The organism is Streptomyces sp. NPDC002623 (assembly GCF_053592635.1).
Genome location: NZ_JBSFWB010000004.1, coordinates 322,703 through 339,435, shown reverse-complemented (window position 1 = coordinate 339,435; position 16,733 = coordinate 322,703). Strand labels below are relative to the sequence as shown.

15 protein-coding genes and 1 tRNA gene are annotated in these 16,733 nt (G+C 71.4%); 5 read left to right on the top strand and 11 right to left on the bottom strand.

The window, feature by feature from the left end:
• Positions 1–77: 77 nt before the first annotated feature.
• From ACWD4O_RS09580 to ACWD4O_RS09555, 6 genes are all read right to left on the bottom strand, one after another.
• Positions 78–1,757 (bottom strand): long-chain fatty acid--CoA ligase, encoded by a 1,680-nt coding sequence (locus ACWD4O_RS09580; protein ID WP_451279036.1) that lies wholly within the window; start codon positions 1,755–1,757, stop codon positions 78–80.
• 126 nt (positions 1,758–1,883) lie between these two features.
• On the bottom strand, positions 1,884–2,432 hold the full coding sequence (locus ACWD4O_RS09575; RefSeq protein WP_451279034.1) for a SigE family RNA polymerase sigma factor: 549 nt from the start codon (positions 2,430–2,432) through the stop codon (positions 1,884–1,886).
• Between the two features lie 157 nt (positions 2,433–2,589).
• Positions 2,590–3,759, bottom strand: a complete 1,170-nt coding sequence (locus ACWD4O_RS09570) for a lipid-transfer protein (protein ID WP_451279032.1) — start codon at positions 3,757–3,759, stop codon at positions 2,590–2,592.
• The gene (locus ACWD4O_RS09565; RefSeq protein WP_451279030.1) at positions 3,756–4,217 is read right to left on the bottom strand and encodes a MaoC/PaaZ C-terminal domain-containing protein; all 462 of its coding nucleotides are present in this window, start codon (positions 4,215–4,217) and stop codon (positions 3,756–3,758) included. The genes ACWD4O_RS09570 and ACWD4O_RS09565 overlap by 4 nt, the downstream gene beginning before the upstream one ends.
• Positions 4,214–5,200, bottom strand: a complete 987-nt coding sequence (locus ACWD4O_RS09560; RefSeq protein WP_451279028.1) for a bifunctional MaoC family dehydratase N-terminal/OB-fold nucleic acid binding domain-containing protein — start codon at positions 5,198–5,200, stop codon at positions 4,214–4,216. The genes ACWD4O_RS09565 and ACWD4O_RS09560 overlap by 4 nt, the downstream gene beginning before the upstream one ends.
• A gap of 236 nt (positions 5,201–5,436) precedes the next feature.
• A complete protein-coding gene (locus ACWD4O_RS09555; RefSeq protein ID WP_451279026.1) occupies positions 5,437–5,751 on the bottom strand; it encodes a hypothetical protein in 315 nt (104 codons plus the stop codon).
• A gap of 373 nt (positions 5,752–6,124) precedes the next feature.
• Between ACWD4O_RS09555 and ACWD4O_RS09550 the strand changes: the two genes are divergently transcribed.
• Entirely contained in the window at positions 6,125–7,042 is a 918-nt protein-coding gene (locus tag ACWD4O_RS09550) for a bifunctional DNA primase/polymerase (RefSeq protein ID WP_451279024.1), read from the top strand.
• Between the two features lie 12 nt (positions 7,043–7,054).
• Here the strand turns inward: ACWD4O_RS09550 and ACWD4O_RS09545 are convergent, their stop codons facing one another.
• The 3 genes from ACWD4O_RS09545 to ACWD4O_RS09535 all read right to left on the bottom strand — a co-directional run bounded on the left by ACWD4O_RS09545 (position 7,055) and on the right by ACWD4O_RS09535 (position 9,827).
• Positions 7,055–7,747 carry an LAETG motif-containing sortase-dependent surface protein gene (locus tag ACWD4O_RS09545; RefSeq protein WP_451279022.1) on the bottom strand — a complete coding sequence of 231 codons (693 nt, stop codon included), beginning with the start codon at positions 7,745–7,747 and terminating at the stop codon, positions 7,055–7,057.
• A 256-nt stretch (positions 7,748–8,003) separates the two neighbouring features.
• A tRNA-Ser gene (locus ACWD4O_RS09540) sits at positions 8,004–8,090 on the bottom strand.
• 114 nt (positions 8,091–8,204) lie between these two features.
• Positions 8,205–9,827 (bottom strand): trypsin-like peptidase domain-containing protein, encoded by a 1,623-nt coding sequence (locus ACWD4O_RS09535; protein WP_451279020.1) that lies wholly within the window; start codon positions 9,825–9,827, stop codon positions 8,205–8,207.
• Positions 9,828–10,118: 291 nt separating this feature from the next.
• Between ACWD4O_RS09535 and ACWD4O_RS09530 the strand changes: the two genes are divergently transcribed.
• The 3 genes from ACWD4O_RS09530 to ACWD4O_RS09520 all read left to right on the top strand — a co-directional run bounded on the left by ACWD4O_RS09530 (position 10,119) and on the right by ACWD4O_RS09520 (position 12,972).
• Positions 10,119–10,970 (top strand): glycerophosphodiester phosphodiesterase, encoded by an 852-nt coding sequence (locus ACWD4O_RS09530; RefSeq protein ID WP_351907732.1) that lies wholly within the window; start codon positions 10,119–10,121, stop codon positions 10,968–10,970.
• 263 nt (positions 10,971–11,233) lie between these two features.
• Positions 11,234–11,872 (top strand): ATP-binding protein, encoded by a 639-nt coding sequence (locus tag ACWD4O_RS09525; protein WP_451279018.1) that lies wholly within the window; start codon positions 11,234–11,236, stop codon positions 11,870–11,872.
• A gap of 134 nt (positions 11,873–12,006) precedes the next feature.
• Positions 12,007–12,972, top strand: coding sequence for a DUF5926 family protein (locus ACWD4O_RS09520; protein WP_451279016.1), 966 nt, complete (start codon positions 12,007–12,009; stop codon positions 12,970–12,972).
• Between the two features lie 301 nt (positions 12,973–13,273).
• Here the strand turns inward: ACWD4O_RS09520 and ACWD4O_RS09515 are convergent, their stop codons facing one another.
• Positions 13,274–13,891: a hypothetical protein gene (locus ACWD4O_RS09515; protein WP_451279014.1), complete on the bottom strand. Its 618-nt coding sequence runs from the start codon at positions 13,889–13,891 to the stop codon at positions 13,274–13,276.
• 56 nt (positions 13,892–13,947) lie between these two features.
• Positions 13,948–14,613 (bottom strand): bifunctional DNA primase/polymerase, encoded by a 666-nt coding sequence (locus ACWD4O_RS09510; RefSeq protein ID WP_450951928.1) that lies wholly within the window; start codon positions 14,611–14,613, stop codon positions 13,948–13,950.
• A 524-nt stretch (positions 14,614–15,137) separates the two neighbouring features.
• Here ACWD4O_RS09510 and ACWD4O_RS09505 point away from each other — a divergent pair.
• Complete coding sequence (locus ACWD4O_RS09505) at positions 15,138–16,664, top strand: PP2C family protein-serine/threonine phosphatase (protein WP_451279347.1); 1,527 nt, start codon at positions 15,138–15,140, stop codon at positions 16,662–16,664.
• Positions 16,665–16,733 lie beyond the last annotated feature (69 nt).

Sequence of the window (16,733 nt, the reverse complement as noted above, 5' to 3'; positions counted from 1 at the left end):
GACAGGTGCCGCGAGGTGACCTGCCCGGCGTACGGACCGGGGGTGGGACGAGGGGCCGCCGGACGGGGGGCCGATCGTCAGAGTTGGGTGACGTCCAGCTCGCCCTCGGCGTACTGCCTGCGCAGCACCTTCTTGTCGAACTTGCCGACGCTGGTCTTCGGGACCGCCTCGATGATCGTCCAGCGCTCCGGGAGCTGCCACTTGGCGATTCCGCCCTCGGCGGCGAGGAAGGCGCGCAGGGACTCGAAGTCGGCGGTCGTGCCCTCCTTGAGGACGACCGTGGCCAGCGGACGCTCGCCCCACTTCTCGTCCGGGACGGCGACCACGGCGGCCTCGGCGACGGCCGGGTGGGACATCAGCGCGTTCTCCAGGTCCACCGACGAGATCCACTCGCCGCCGGACTTGATGACGTCCTTGGCGCGGTCGGTGAGGGTGAGGAAGCCTTCGGGGGAGATGGTGCCGACGTCGCCCGTCTTGAGCCAGCCGTCCTCGCTGAACTTGTCGGCGGGGCGCAGGGGTTCGGCGTCGGGCCCGTTGTAGTAGGCGCCCGCGATCCACGCGCCGCGCACCTCCAGCTCGCCCGCGGACTCGCCGTCCCAGGGGAGGCGTTCGCCGCCGGGGCCGCTCAGGCGGGCCTCCACGCCGGCCGGGAAGCGGCCCTGGGTGAGGCGGTAGCCGAACTCCGCGTCGGTGCCGACCGCGTGGGCCGGCGGGCGGGCGATCGTGCCGAGCGGGGAGGTCTCCGTCATGCCCCAGGCGTGGCAGACCCGCATGCCGAGGTCGTCGAAGGCCGCCATCAGGCCCGGCGGACAGGCCGAGCCGCCGATGGTGACCTGGGTGAGGGTGGAGACGTCCCGCGGCCTGGCGATGAGCTCGGCGAGCAGGCCCTGCCAGATGGTGGGGACGGCGGCCGCGTGGGTCGGCTTCTCGCTCTCGATCATCTCGGCGAGGGGCACGGGCTGCAGGAAGCGGTCCGGCATCAGCATGTTCACGCCGGTCATGAAGGTGGCGTGCGGCAGTCCCCAGGCGTTGACGTGGAACTGCGGGACCACGATCAGCGAGGTGTCCTGGTCGGTCAGGCCCATCGACTGGGCCATGTTGACCTGCATGGAGTGCAGGTAGATCGAGCGGTGGCTGTAGACCACGCCCTTGGGGTCGCCGGTGGTGCCGGAGGTGTAACACATGGCGGCGGCCGCGCGTTCGTCCAGCTCGGGCCAGTCGTAGACGGTGGGCTTGCCGGCGATCAGGTCCTCGTACTCGTGGACCTGCGGGCGGACGTCCGCCAGGAGCGAGCGGTCGCCCGGGCCGGAGACGACCACGTGCTCGACCGTCTTGAGGTGCGGGAGCAGCGGGGCGAGCAGCGGCAGCAGGGAGCCGTTGACTATGACGGCCTTGTCGGCGGCGTGGTTGACGATCCACGCCAGCTGCTCGGGGGGCAGCCGCAGGTTGAGGGTGTGCAGCACGGCGCCCATGGCGGGGATCGCGAAGTAGGCCTCGACGTGCTCGGCGTTGTTCCACATGAGCGTGGCCACGCGGTCGTCGCCGGCTACCCCGAGGTCGTCGCGCAGGGCGTGCGCCAGTTGGGCGGCGCGGTCGCCGATCTCGGCGAAGGAGCGGCGCTGCGGCTCGCCCTCGCCCGTCCAGGTGGTCACCTGTGATGTGCCGTGGATCCTCGCCCCATGGGTCAGAATCCTCGAGATCAGCAGTGGTACGTCCTGCATGGTGCTCAGCACGGCGTCCTCCCAGGGCGGCGACATTGCCTACGCGGTGGTAACGGTTGTGCTGATTCTGCGCACATACCGCGCGGTATGTCACTAGGTGGCGACGATCGATCAGGTCACGTTAAAGCCCGGGTCAAAACACCACGTCGGCGCGGCGTCCGCTTATCGGACAAGTACCAGCTCGGGGTCCTCGCGGAGCTTGCCCAGGGCCCTGGAGACCGCCGACTTCACCGTGCCGACCGAGACCCCGAGCACTTCGGCCGTCTGGGCCTCACTGAGATCCTCGTAGTACCTGAGGACTACCATCGCGCGCTGCCGCGCGGGCAGCTTCGTGATCGCCCGCCACATCGCGTCGTGCAGCGCCTGCTGCTCGGCCGGGTCGTTCCCGTCCGGCGCCGGATCCGGCTCCGGCAGCTCGTCGCACATGTACTCGTCGACCTTGCGCTTGCGCCACTGCGACGTGCGGGTGTTCACCAGCGCCCGGCGGACATAGCCGTCGAGCGCCCGATGGTCCTCTATCCGCTCCCACGCGACATACGTCTTGGTGAGCGCGGTCTGCAGCAGGTCCTCCGCGTCGCTCGGATTCGCGGTCAGCGACCGGGCGGTGCGCAGCAGCACCGGCTGACGGGCTCTGACGTACGACGCGAAGGACGGGTACGGCGCAGGCCGCGTCCTGCCGTTCGAAGCGCTGGTGCAGACGAGTGTGGTCATGGCTCCACGCTAGGTTCGGATCCCGCGCGGGCGGATCGGCCGCAGGTCCCGAAGCCGACTCCGTCTCAGGTTGTAGGGGTGGTGCCTGCCCCACCTCCTGAAGGTGGACGAGAACACGCCGACTACTACGGGATGACCCCTGGGGGCTCATCCCTGCCTATACATCGGCGGTCAGGACCAGGCCCGAGGTCGGCACTCCGGTGCCCGCCGTCACCAGGGTGCGGGCGGCCCCCGGTATCTGGTTCACGGATGTGCCGCGCAGCTGCCGTACGGCTTCGGCGATGCCGTTCATACCATGCAGATAGGCCTCCCCGAGCTGGCCGCCGTGGGTGTTGAGCGGCAGCCGGTCCTCCGACACGTACGCCGCGGCCTCGCCGGGGGCGCAGAAGCCGAACTCCTCCAGCTGCATCAGCACGAACGGGGTGAAGTGGTCGTAGAGGATGCCCACGTCGATGTCGGCCGGCGCCAGCCCGGAGCCGCGCCACAGCTGGCGGGCGACCACGGACATCTCCGGCAGGCCCGTCAGGTCGTCGCGGTAGAAGCTGGTCATCTGCTCCTGGGCCCGGCCGGCGCCCTGGGCGGCCGCGGCGACCACGGCGGGCGGCTGCGGCAGGTCGCGGGCCCGCTCCACCGAGGTGACGACCAGGGCCTGGCCGCCGTCCGTCTCCTGGCAGCAGTCGAGCAGCCGCAGCGGCTCGGCGATCCAGCGGGAGGCCGCGTGGTCGGCGAGGGTGATCGGCCGGCCGTGGAAATAGGCGGCCGGGTTGCCCGCCGCGTGCCGACGGGCCGTGACGGCGACCGGCCCGAACGCGTCCTGCGCGGTCAGCCCGTACGCGTACAGGTACCGCTGCGCCGCCATCGCCACCCAGGAGGCGGGGGTGAGCAGCCCGAACGGCAGCGTCCAGCCGAGCGCCGTCCCCTCCGCCGAGGGCTCGCGATGCCGCACGCCCGAGCCGAACCGGCGCCCCGACCTCTCGTTGAAGGCGCGATAGCAGACGACGACCTCGGCCACGCCGGTCGCGACGGCGAGCGCCGCCTGCTGGACGGTCGCGCAGGCCGCCCCGCCTCCGTAGTGGACCCGCGAGAAGAAGGACAGCTCGCCCATTCCACAGGCCTGGGCCACGGTGATCTCGGGGCTGGTGTCCATCGTGAACGTCACCAGGCCGTCCACGTCGGCGGGCGTCAGCCCCGCGTCGGCGAGGGCCGCCCGCACCGCCTCCGCCGCCAGCCGCAGTTCGCTGCGCCCCGAGTCCTTGGAGAACTCGGTGGCGCCGATGCCGACGATCGCGGCGCGCCCGCCGAGGTCGTCACGCGTGCGTACGCTCACGCCGGGCCTCCGTCCTGGACCGTGACCGTCACCGTGCCGATGCCGTGCCGTTCGCCCTTCGCCTGCGCGCTCCACCCCGGCACGGTGAACGTCACCGTGCCGCTCACATGCCGGCCGATGCCGTTGTCGCCGGTGATGCGCACCACGAACGTGTCCCCGTCCCGGACCTCCTCGACCGTGCCCCTCAACACCAGGCCGTCCCCCGGGTAGTTGGGCACCCCCAGCCGGATGGCGACCTTGTGGAACACCACCTGCGGGCCGAACTGGTCGGTGATGTAGCGGCCGACCAGCCCGTTGGTGGTGAGGATGTTCATGAATATGTCGGGGGACCCCTTCCGCCGGGCCGCCTCGGGATCGTGGTGGACGTCCTGGTAGTCGCGCGAGGCGAGAGCCCCGGCGACGATCAGCGTGCGGGTGACCTCGATCTCCAGCGGCGGCAGCACGTCACCGGCGTTCACACGGTCACCCCCTCGGACAGCGCGTGAAACACGGGCAGCGTCAACTCGTCGTCGTACTCCCGGAATTCGAGCCGCACCGGCATCCCGATCCGCACCTTGTCGTACGGCGTCCCGACCACGTTGCTGACCATCCGCACGCCCTCGGCCAGCTCGACCAGCCCGATCGCGTACGGCGGATCGAACGCCGGGAACGGTGGATGGTGCATGACGACGTACGAGAACACGGTCCCCTCGCCGCACGCCTCGACGGTGTCCCACTCCGGGCACCCGCAGGACTGGCAGCCGGGCAGCCACGGGAAGCGGAGGACGGCACAGGCGGCGCAGCGCTGGAGCAGCAGCCGGTGGTCGCGCACGCCCTCCCAGAAACCGGCGTTGTCGCGATTGACGACGGGGCGGGGGCGGAGGGCCTGAGATGGCTCCGCCGGCTGCGTCTGCTGCGTCTGCTGCGTCTGCTGCGTCTGCTGTGGTTCCTGGGGCTTCCGCGAACGGTCGCGGGCGGGGGCGGCGGGGGCGTACTTGAGGATGCGGAAGCGGTGCGTGCCGACGAGACTCTCGCCGACGCGTACGTCCGTCCGGGTCGTGACGAAGTACCCGGTGCCCAGCTTGGTCTTCTTGCGCTGCGAGACCGACTCGATCACCGTGTCGAAGGCGACCTCGTCCCCGGGCCGCAGCGGGCGCGCGTACTCCTGCTCGCAGTCGGTGGCGACGACCGAGGTGCAGCCCGCCTCGTCGAGCAGACGGAGCAGTTCGTCATAGGCCTGCGCACGCCCTTCGTGACCGCTCAGGCCGCCCATGATCCACGCCTGGAGCATGGTGGGCGGGGCGATCGCGTCGGGGCCGGTGTACGCCGGGTTGAGGTCGCCCATCGCCTCGCACCAGTGCCGGATCATGGGCGCGTTGACGGGGTCCCGGCCGGTGCCGGCGACCGCGGCGGGCAGACCCTCGTAGGCCTTGAGCAGCGGGTGGAGATCGTCGTCGTCCACGACAGCACTCCTTCCAGGACCGATACGGGAGGGGTTTCTGACTGTCCGTCAGATAGAGGGGCGTGTCAAGGTCGCGGCAGAGGGACGCCGGTGGGACGCGGTGGGGCGAGGCGGAACGCGAAAACGTCTGCGCGGCGGAGCCGAAGCCCCGCCGCGCAGACGCGTTACCACCCCACAAAGCACACCCAGTACGGCACTCCCCGAGGGAGCCGGCCCCGAGCGCCGGCCCCCTCAGATCACCACCACAGCGGGGTGAAGGAGACCGCCACGTTGCTGTTGCCCTGGTTGATCGCGGTGAACGCCGAGCCGTTGACCTGCGCGGTGTTGCTCTGGTTCGAGGCGCCCGATCCCACGGCGTTCTGCTGCGTCGTGGCCGAGTTGCCGTTGTTGTCCTTCCCGACACCGCTGCCGACGATGCTCGCGACGCCGGCATTCGATCCGTCGTCCGCGAATCCGCCGTTGTCCGCCACCGCGACGCCGCTGAAGAGGGCGGCTGCCAGCGGAAGGGCGGCGACGGCGGCGATGACGCGGGCGGTACGGATGCTTGCCATGTTTTTCCTCCAGAAAGGAAGTGCGTGAGTACCCGAAGTACCTGAATTACGGCTTCCACCAGGACGGTTGGCCGACCGTCTCGGCGCTGTGTGACGACGTCGCAGGACCAGAGTTGCCCACCGAATCCCCGGCGAACCACCCCGCAAGCCATGATTAGCACTCAAGCGTGATGACAAGTCGATAAACCCCTATCGCCACTTTTCCTTCCCTTGCCCACACAACCCCCGGCAAGTCGGACACCCGCCCCTCAGGCCCCACAAGGGGCGAAGCGTTACGGCACTTGCCCGCCATTTCCCGGATCACCCGAGCGCCCTCGGGCGCGTCGCACCGCACCCTCTTCCCTTCTTCGAACACGCGTACGATACTGAACTCATGGCCACCACCGACCGGTACCCCCGGCAGGCCACCACGCTGGCCCTCGCCCACGCCCTGTCGGCCGCCGAACGCGGCCTGGCCGTCATCCCCCTGTCCCGAACGAAGCTCCCGGCCCTGCGCTCCCCGCACCGCGACGCCCCGGAACCCGCCCCGGAACCCGCCCCGGGCCCGCCCTGCCACGGCGAGTGCGGCCGCCCCGGCCACGGGGTGTACGACGCCTCCACCGACCCGGCCCGCATCCGCGCGCTGTTCGCCGCCGCGCCCTGGGCAACCGGCTACGGCATCGCCTGCGGCCTGCCCCCGCACCACCTCATCGGCGTCGACCTGGACACGAAGTCGGACACCGATTCCACCTCCGCCCTGCGCGAACTGGCCCTGCGCCACCTCTTCACGATCCCGCCGACGGTCGTCGTCCTGACCCCGTCCGGCGGCCGGCATCTCTGGCTCACCGGCCCACCGGACGTCGTCGTCCCCAACTCGGCGGGCCGTCTCGCCCCCGGGATCGACATCCGGGGCGCCGGCGGCTACCTGGTCGGCCCCGGCTCACGCACCGCCCACGGCGTCTACGCCACCGCCCCCGGCACGAGCCACCTCGCCCCAGCCCCCTGCCCACGCTCCCTCCTGCGCCTGCTGCTCCCGCCCCCGCGCTCCCCCCAGGCCGGCCAGGCACAGGCGTCCACGGCGGGCGGCGCACACGGCCGAGGCCTGGTCCAGTTCGTCCTGGCCGCCCACGAGGGCCAACGCAACACCCGCCTGTTCTGGGCGGCCTGCCGGGCCTACGAGGACGGCATCGGCCCGGACCTGACCGAGGACCTGGTGTCGGCCGCCGTACGAACGGGCCTGACGGCCAGGGAGGCAAGGGGGACGATCGCCTCGGCGGCCCGGATGACAACACACCGCCCGGACCTTCACTGAGCTACGCGCACGTCAGCGCGCGATCCGCCGATCCGCCCGGCGACGCAACGCGAGGACGATGCCGCCACCGACCACGACGAACGCCCCGGCGACACCGGCGATGACGGCAGTACCGCTGCTCGCCCCGGTCTCGGCAAGCTTGCCGCCCCCGCCGAGGACCGACGGAACGCTGACCGGGGACGCGGAGGACGAGGGCGAGGAGGCCGGCACCGACGTGGCCGAAGCCGAAGCGGATGGGCTGATGGAAGGACTGGCGGAAGAAGTGGCGGAAGGACCGGCGGAAGGACTGGTGGACGAGCAGCTCTCGTCCCCCACGACGACCAGGGGCTGGATGTCGTCGTCGACGAGGTCGCCCGCCTTGACGTGGACCCGGAACGTCGCCCCTGCATGCCATTCGAGGGGGTTGAGATCGACGGTGACACCCTGAGCGGTCGGGTGCGCGATGGTCTTGGTGTCGACGAGCCGCTGATTGTTGATCGGCTGATCCAACTGCAGGTACAGCGAGACGGTGGCCGGAGTGCCGGAGGCGTCCTTGTCGGTGACTCGGATGACACCGTGACCGTCGCCACCGCAGACGGCGGCGGCGGAGAAGTCACCGATGGTGCACGCGAGCGCCGTATGGGCGGCGCCGACGGCGAGCGCGGCCGAAGCCGCGAGAGTTCCTATGGCGCGGGCCGCCACGGCGGCACGAGATGAACGAGACACGCTTGTCCTTCACGATCGATCAGGATGCGACGAGACGGCCCCAGGGCCGCTGAGCGAGCCCCGGAGAGCCCCCGTCAAAGACACATCACAGCCGTTCAAGGCACGCCTAACAGGCGGTCATGATCGAACGCAGGACCGGTCAAGAAACAGTCACGCCCAGCACCGGCCGCTCTCCCCAGCACCGACCACCCACCGCACACACCAACGACCCCCGACCGATTCACCAGGTCAGGGGCCGTTCGCACTGCTCACCACGCGGTGGGTGTGGGATTTGAACCCACGGTGACATCGCTGCCACGACGGTTTTCAAGACCGTTCCCTTAGGCCGCTCGGGCAACCCACCTGCGCCCCGGCCCACCAGGGGCGGAGCGGGTACAGAGTACCGGCCGTCGGCGTTTCGCGGGGGCCGTGGTCCACATGGGGTCCGCTGACGTCGGTGGGTACGCGCGCGTGGGCGTCAGCTGTCGCCCTTGCGGGAGCCCAGGGTGAGTTCGACGGTGTTGGACTTGCCGTCGCGCTCGTAGGTGATCTTGACCTTGTCGCCGGGCTGATGGGTCCAGATCTCGCCGATCAGGGTCGGGCCGCTGTCGATCACCATGCTGTCGAGCTTGGTGATGACGTCGCCGGGCTTGAGGCCGGCCTGGTCCGCCGGGCCGCCCGACTCGACCGCGGAAGCGCCGCCCGCGCCCGTGTCGGTGATCTTCGCGCCGCCCGTGGAGTCCTCCAGGGAGACCGACGCGCCGATCTTGGCGTACACCGGCTCGCCGGTCTTGATCAGCTGCTGGGCGACGTACTTGGCCTGGTTGATCGGGATGGCGAAGCCGAGGCCGATCGAGCCGGACTGGGTGGTACCGCCCAGGCCGCCGCTGCCGGTGGACTGGATCGCTGAGTTGATGCCGATGACGTTGCCGGAGGCGTCCAGCAGCGGGCCGCCGGAGTTGCCCGGGTTGATCGAGGCGTCCGTCTGCAGGGCGCTCATGTAGGAGGAGGAGCTGCCGGTGCCGTCCGAGGAGGCGACCGGGCGGTTCTTCGCGCTGATGATGCCGGTCGTGACCGTGTTGGACAGCCCGAAGGGGGCGCCGATCGCGATCGTCGAGTCGCCGACCGCCACCTTGTCGGAGTCGCCGAGGGCAAGCGGCTTCAGGTCCGTGGGGGCGTTCTTCAGCTTGATGACGGCGACGTCGTAGCCCTGGGCGTGCCCGACGACCTCGGCGTCGTACTTCTTGCCGTCCGGGAAGGTGGCCGTCACCTTGCCGCCGTCGACCGCGTCCGCGACGACGTGGTTGTTGGTGACGATGTGCCCCTGGGTGTCGAACACGAAGCCCGTGCCGGTGCCGCCCTCGCCGCTGCTGGACTCGGCCTCGATGGTGACCGTGCTGGGCAGGGCGCCGGCCGCGACCCCGGCGACCGTGCCCGGCTCGCGCTTGACGTCGCCGCCGTTGGTGGAGGCGGAGACGGTGGTCGAGCCGCTGTCGTCGTCGTTCTTGGCCAGCGTGTAGCCGAGGCCGCCGCCCAGGCCGCCCGCGACCAGCGCGGCCACCAGGACCGCGGCCACGAGCCCGCCGCGGCCCCGGGAGGGCTTGGGCGCCGGCTGCTGGTACGCGGCGCCCCAGACGGTCCCGTCGACACCCCCCGCGCCGCCGGCGCCGCCCGCGCCGGCGTCCGAGGGGGCGGTCTCGCCGTACGCGTGCGTGGCCGCGCCGACGCCCACGCCGGCTTCGGCGTACAGCGGCGTGGCCGGGGGCGGGCTCTGCCAGTCGCCTCCGGAGGCGACCGGGGAGCCCTGCGGGGCCGTGGAGGTCTGCGGAGCGGTCGGTGGCGGCCAGTCGCCGTCGACCGGGGCCGGCGCCGTCTGAGGCACGGTGGGCGGCGGCCAGCCACCCTCCGGCGCGCCTCCCGCGGGGGCAGGCGCGGCTTCCGGCGCCTGCTCGGACGTCACCGGCAGCGGAGTCGTGGGCGCGCCGGAGTCCGGCGCGGCCGACTGCGGGGAGGCCGAGGGAGAATCCACCGGCACGGGGGGTGCGGACGGGGCCGGGGGTACCTGGGTGCCCTCGTTGGTGCCCTCGTTCTCGGTGCTCACAGCTCTTCTCCTCGATCCACGGCTGTCGTCGGTCGCACTAGGTCGCACTCAGCTCGCGCTCGTCCGCGCTCGTCGCGCTTCGTCGCACGCTTTGTCCTCGACCCGGCGCGCTGAAGCTGTGCAGGTGCTTTTGCATGTCCCAGCTTTTCCCACGGGCCGTCAGAGCACCATAAGCGGTGGCTGTGGGTCCGTGACCATCCTTTATATGGCCCATTACGCACAATAAGTGCGCATCCTCGAAACATCTCAGAGGGTTCTCAGACGACCGCACCCCGGTGGCACCATGACGCGGTGACCCACGCACGGCAGCACCACATTCAAGTCGTCGCTCACCGAGGGGCTTCCGAGGAGGCCCCCGAGCACACCCTGGCCGCGTACAAGAAGGCGATCGAGGACGGTGCGGACGCCCTCGAGTGCGATGTACGGCTGACCGCGGACGGCCATCTCGTCTGCGTACACGACCGCCGCGTCAACCGTACGTCCAACGGCCGCGGCGCGGTCTCCGCCCTGGAACTCGCCGACCTCGCGGCGCTGGACTTCGGCTCCTGGAAGACGGGTTCCTGGAAGACGAGAGAGGCGCGTGAGGCCTGGCACGCGCGCGAGGAGGATCCCGACTGGGAGGTCCGCCCGGAGGACCGCGAGGAGACCTCCGTCCTGACCCTGGAGCGGCTGCTGGAGCTCGTCTCCGACGCGGGACGCCGGGTGGAGCTGGCCATCGAGACCAAGCATCCGACGCGCTGGGCCGGACAGGTGGAGGAGCGGCTCCTGGTGCTCCTGAAGCGGTTCGGGCTGGACGCGCCGGCCTCGGCGGCCGACTCCCCGGTGCGGATCATGAGCTTCTCGGCCCGTTCGCTGCATCGCGTGCGTGCCGCCGCGCCCACGATGCCGACGGTCTACCTGATGCAGTTCGTCTCACCCCGGTTGCGCGACGGGCGGCTGCCCGCGGGGGTCGGGATCGCCGGCCCCTCGATCCGGATCGTGCGCAACCACCCGGCGTACATCGAGCGCCTGAAGCGGGCCGGCCACCAGGTGCACGTGTGGACCGTGAACGAACCGGAAGACGTCGATCTCTGCGCCGAACTGGGCATCGACGCCATCATCACCAACCGCCCCCGCGCGGTACTGCAACGACTGGGCCGCTGAGGAAGCGCCGGCCGAGGACGCGGCGGTCGCCGAAACGGCAGCCGCGAAAGCAGCGGCCGAGGGAGGCGAGCGACGGCCGAGGAAGTAACAGAAGCCTCACAGAAGTCCCAGAAGCCCCATCCACACCATCCACACCTCTTGACCCCGCCCGCACCACTACAGCATTCTCCGTTCTCAGCCATACCGTCCAAATCCAGCCACTCGCTGACAGGTCCATCACAGGGAGTGCTCCGGCGCGTTCGGTCCGTGTTCGGTCATTCCGAATGCGTCGCCGGACCCGCATTGGCCGGTTTCCGGTACAGGCCAATGGGGCATCCAAACCGTGGCGTGGGGCGAAGGAGGTCTCGGGGGTGGCGTTGGTGGTGGCACAGGAGGTGCCCGCGTCGTCGAGCATGGCCGTACCCCATGGCCCTGCGGGCGTGGGGAATGCAAGACACCGCATGCGTGATCAACTGCGCAGGGGCGGGGTGTCGGAATCGGTCATCGACGATGCCGTACTGATCCTTTCCGAACTCTTGAGCAACGCCTGCAAGCACGGCAGGCCGCTGGGCGAGGCCCTGGCCGGGGACGGCGACGTCCGGGCCGCGTGGCGTGTCGAAACGGGCGGCCGGCTGGTGGTCGAGGTGACCGACGGCGGCGGCCCGACCCGCCCGTCCCCGGCCACTCCCTCCGTGACCGCGCACGGCGGCCGCGGGCTCAACATCATCACGGCGCTGGCCGACGACTGGGGCGTCCGGGACGACGCCCGGGGCGAGGTCACGGTGTGGGTCGTCGTCCACGCGGACGTGTACGACCCCGACGCGGGCTGTCGACGCGACGACTTCGCGTCCCGGGTCGCGGCCCCTTCGGTGGCGTCGATGCCCGGCCTCGACTTCGCGGACGCCTTCGACGACCTGGACTAGCGGCACGCGACACCGGACGAGCCGGTCCGCGCCGGTTTCCACAGGCCATGGGTTGTCCACAGGTTCCCGTGACGGAGCGTACGAGCGGCTAGGCTCCCGCCGTACCAGACGAGCCGTACCCGGGAGACACCCAGATGGCCAAGAAGCGACCCCAGACGACGGCCAAGCGGCCGCAGCTCAACGACGCGGACATCCCGGTCGTCGGCGCGCGGGAGCCCTGCCCCTGCGGCAGTGGCCGCCGCTACAAGGCCTGTCACGGCCGGGCCGCCGCGCATGCCGTGACCGAGCTGGTGCAGCGCCCGTTCGACGGCCTGCCGGGCGAGTGCGACTGGGTGGCCCTGCGCGAGCTGGTCCCGGCCGCCACCGTCGAGCTGCCGTTGAAGGACGGCCTGTCCGAGGGCGTCCCGTCGGTCACGCTCGCCACCGTGCTGCCGATGGCCTGGCCCGCCCTGCGCCGCGACGACGGCTCGGTCCTGCTCGGCCTGCAGAACGACACGCCGTCCGGCGACATCAGCCGCGACCTGGCCGACACCCTGCTGCGGGCCCTGGCCGCGGACCCCGGCACTCCGGTGCAGGCCCGCCGCGCCCCGGCGGACGGTCCGCGGATGCAGGATCTGCTCGACCCCGAAGGCGCGTTCGAGCCAGTTGTGCACAGCGGCTTCGAGTTCTGGGTGCCGGACCCGGAGAACGCCGCTCCGGAGGTGGCCGCCTCCCTGGAGCGGGCCAACGCCGCCGCGATCCCGACCGTGAAGCTGACCGGTGTGGACGCCGCGTACTGGTGCGAGACGCCGGACAAGAACCACCTGCGCTGGGTCATGCCGCACCCGGAGGAGCAGCTTCTGGACGCCCTCGCGCGGCTGCACGCGGCCGGCGGCGCCGGTCTCGGGGAGGGCACCCGACTGGTGGGCTCCTTCCGGGCGCACGGTCTGACGGTGCCGGTCTGGGACCTGCCCAGCGCGCTCACCGCGGACGACGTGGAGAAGCCGGCCGCCGAGTTCGCCGAGCGACTCGCGACCGCTCTGGCCTCGGACGCACCGCTCACGGCCGACGAGCGTCGCGCGCGCGGCGGCCTGACCAACCGACAGGTGACGCTCAGCTGACGCACATGGACGGAACCCGGCCGCACTGACCGACCGGTCAGCAGCCCCGGCGCCCGCAGTTGACGTGAGCCTGCTCACAACTGCCGTCCACACAAGGCGAGTCGACGCCAGAAGCGCCGATTCACCGGTGTCCGGAAAGCCGATGAAAACAAGAGATCGAATTTGCGTAGCGCCGATCTCTTGTTAACGTTCGAGGAGCCCGGTTGCTGGTGCATCCCCCGTCGCCAGCAACCGGGTTTTTCTGTGCCCGGACGCCGGCCCCGCTCCGTGCGCGACTCCGTTTACAGGGCGCCGGCGCACGTCAACTCCCCGCGCTCTCCCGGGAGTTGATCGACCGGGAGTTGCTCCCGGCACGCAGCAGCAGCGGCCCGCCGTCGGCCGCTCGGGCGAACTCCGCGACCGCCGTGTACGCCGCCAGGTCCCCCCGGGTCCGCTCATGGGGCGTCTCGCAGGATTCCGGCTCGTCCTCGGCGCCCACGGCGCAGTGCGTCTGCATCGTGCGGCCCGCGGGCCCCATGAGGCTCAGAAACGCGTCCAGTGCGCGTCCGGTGGCGTTGCGGTAGTAGGTGCGCGCCCAGGTGTCCTCGCCCTGGGACAGCACACAGGTCTGCGCCTCCACGCCGTCGGGGGAGGTGAGTTCGGGGCCGCAGCGGGCGGCGGTGGCCAGCCCCAGCCCGAGCGTCAGCGGGGACCGGGAGGGCTCGGCGGGCGGCGCCTTGGGATCCGTACGCCCGGCCTGGCCGGTCCGCCCGGCCTGCCCGGCGGCACGCGTATCGGCCACGTCAGCCGCGCGGGTGCCGGACGCATACGTGCCGGCCGCGCGCCCTTCGTCGCCCACCGGCCCCGCGGACGCCATGGCCAGAGGCAGCACGATCGCGCATGCCACGGCGCCCCCGAGGGCGAGGAGACGAAGGTTCATGTAGCGGAAGATAGAGGGCGAACCCGGGCGTGCCGTCCGCCGCACGCCCGACACCCTTACAACTCGGGGGCGCTCACACCCGTACGAGTGAGGGCGTCCACCACGGCGTCCACCACGGCCTCGACGTCGGGCACCCAGGGCGAGGCCGAGCCGGGCAGCGGCGCGCGCTCCCACCTGATGTCGCCGCGGCCCGTCTCGGACGGGGGCAGGGCGATGTAGCCGCCCTCGCCGTGGAAGCGCAGGGAGCCGGGCACGAAGTCCTTGGCGTAGAGCAGTTCACCCAGCTGCTCCATCGTGTACGGCCGGACAAGGATGAACCAGCGGGTCGGCGAGGCGGCCACCGGGCCGAGCCGCATGCCCTGCCGGTCGAGCGCCACGAGCGCGCGCGACGCCGCGAGGGCGGGGAGGCTGACCGCGCAGGGAGCCGTGCCCCCGGTGGCCAGGACGATCGGTGCGGCCGGCCGGTTTGTCCACCACCAGCGCACCATGCGCGCATCGGTGCTGGCCGCGAGGAGGCCGGGGTCGAAGGGGTGAGCACCGGGGACCGTGCACTCGGGGTCGGGGCAGGTGCAGCGGGAGGCACTCCGCTGGTCCGCCGTCGCCCCCGGGAGGACGGGCCACTGCCATTCCGTCGCGAAGGTGAGGGCCGAGTCGATCAACTCAGGCCCCCCGTCGCTGCGCTGGGACAGGAGCCTGCGTCGCTTTCCGAGGATCTCGCGCATGAGCGCTCGTTCCTTTCCGTTGCACCGCTGGCAACACCGTGGGTCACATCACACCATGTGTCGATCACTTCACTGTGCGTACCTGTTGGCGCATCACACCCCTGTCCTGGACAAGGGGAACCCCTCAGGGTCGAGCGGTGGCTGCTTGCGCGGCCACTCCGTTCGACTTGCGTCCGTCTGATGCCTGGGCGTGGCGTGGGGTGGCGAAGTCTGGCGTTTAACGTCGCACGTATTTCTCTTCGCCTCCGCCACGGGAGGATGGGGCACGGTCGTCGATGACTATGACGCCCGGGCCGGTCACCAGGTTCCGGAAGGCTCCCTACGAGCTCCCAACGATCCCTGGCCCTTACCGAGTACGTACCCATCACGACCGCTGTGACGCTCCGTGGAGCAAACCCAGTCGACCGCAATCACCCGTTACCCGAGGCAGTTTTAAGCCAACTTTACGATTCCGCAAGGGAGCCGTCAGAGGCGTGCGCGATTCCCCCGAAGACCCCACGGACACCAGCAATCCCAGCAGGACAATGCTGGACATCCCCTCACGAGTGCGTGTACATGTGGAGACACCGCTAGCGGCGCAGAATGACATGGGGGTTTGCGATGCTTTTGAGCAATACGCTCCGGTCCGAGAGCCGGACGCCATGAACGCCCCTCACCCTCCGAAAGTGGCTGGAATCGATTCAACGGTTCCCTCGCCCGCACACACTGTCCCGCCCGCGCCCGCCTCCCCGGGCGCCCCGACGGTCCCCGCGGCCTCCCCCGGCTCCTCCGGCCCGGGCGCTCTGCTGACGGACCGGCTCGCCGGCTGGGTGTCGGATCTCACAACCCTCCACGAACTCACCGAACGCCTGGCCCGCACGGACGCACTGCCGGAAGCCCTCCAGGAACTGCTGCACGCCGGAGCCGCCCTCGTGGGCGCCCGACGCGGTCTCGTCGTCCTCGAACCCGCCGACCGTCTCGGGCCCGACACCACGATCGGGCTGGGCCTCGGCCGCGCCGATCTCGGCCACATCGAGACCGTGCCGCGCAGCGCCCTGTCCTACGGACGGATCCTCGACGGCCTGCCCGGCGGCGAGGGGGAGATCGCCGAGCCCGACCTGTTCGCCGGGGACGGCCTGGACCCCCGCCACCGCGAGGTGGCCGCCCGGCTCGGCTACGCCGCCAGTTACGCGCTGCCGCTGGAGGCCGAGGAGGCGGCGGGCCGCCTGGGCGCGGCCGTATGGCTCTACGACGAGCCAGCCGAGCCCGGCGAGCGCCAGCGCCACCTGGTCGGCCTGTACGTCCGGTACGCCGCCGAGCACCTGGCCCGGCTGGTGGAGCTCGAGCGCACACGCGTGTGCATGAAGACGATGACCGAGGAACTGCTGCCGTCCCGGCTGCCGCGTGTGCCCGGCGTCCAGCTCGCCGCCCGGCACCGCACCGGCCCGCGCGGGGGCGGCGACTGGTACGACGCGCTGCCGCTGCCGGACGCCGCACTGGGCCTCGCCGTCGGGTCCGTCACCGGGTCCGGGCCGAGCGCCGTCGCCGCGATGGGCCGGCTGCGCGCCTCCCTGCGGGCGTACGCGGTGATGGAGGGCGAGGATCCCGTCGCCGTTCTGTCCGACCTGGAGCTGCTGCTGCGGCTGACCGAGCCCGCCCGGTCCGCCACCGCCCTGTTCGCCTACTGCGAACCCGCCCTGCGCAAGATCACCCTGGCCGGCGCCGGGCACTGCCCGCCGCTGCTGGTCGGCGAGCGGCGCACGGAGTTCGCCGAGACGTCCGTCTCCGCGCCGCTGGGCATGCTGGCCTGCTGGGAGGCGCCGAGCGTGGAACTGGAGGCCGAGCCCGGCGAGACGGTCCTGCTCTACACCGACGGCCTGCTGCACCGCACCGGCGACCCCGTGGACCGCGCCTTCGCCCGGCTGCACGCGGCCGCCGCCGGGGTGCCGAGGCCGCTGCGGAACGACCCCGGCGCGATCGCCGACCACGTGCTGCGCACGGTCCTGCCGGACGGCCTGGACGAGCAGGACAGCGACGAGGACGTGGTGCTGCTGGCGGCCCGCTTCGAGTAGCCGGCCATGACAGGTCTTCCCCACCTGGACCCCCTTACGTGCGACCGTACGATGGAGGGGGTCCAGTGC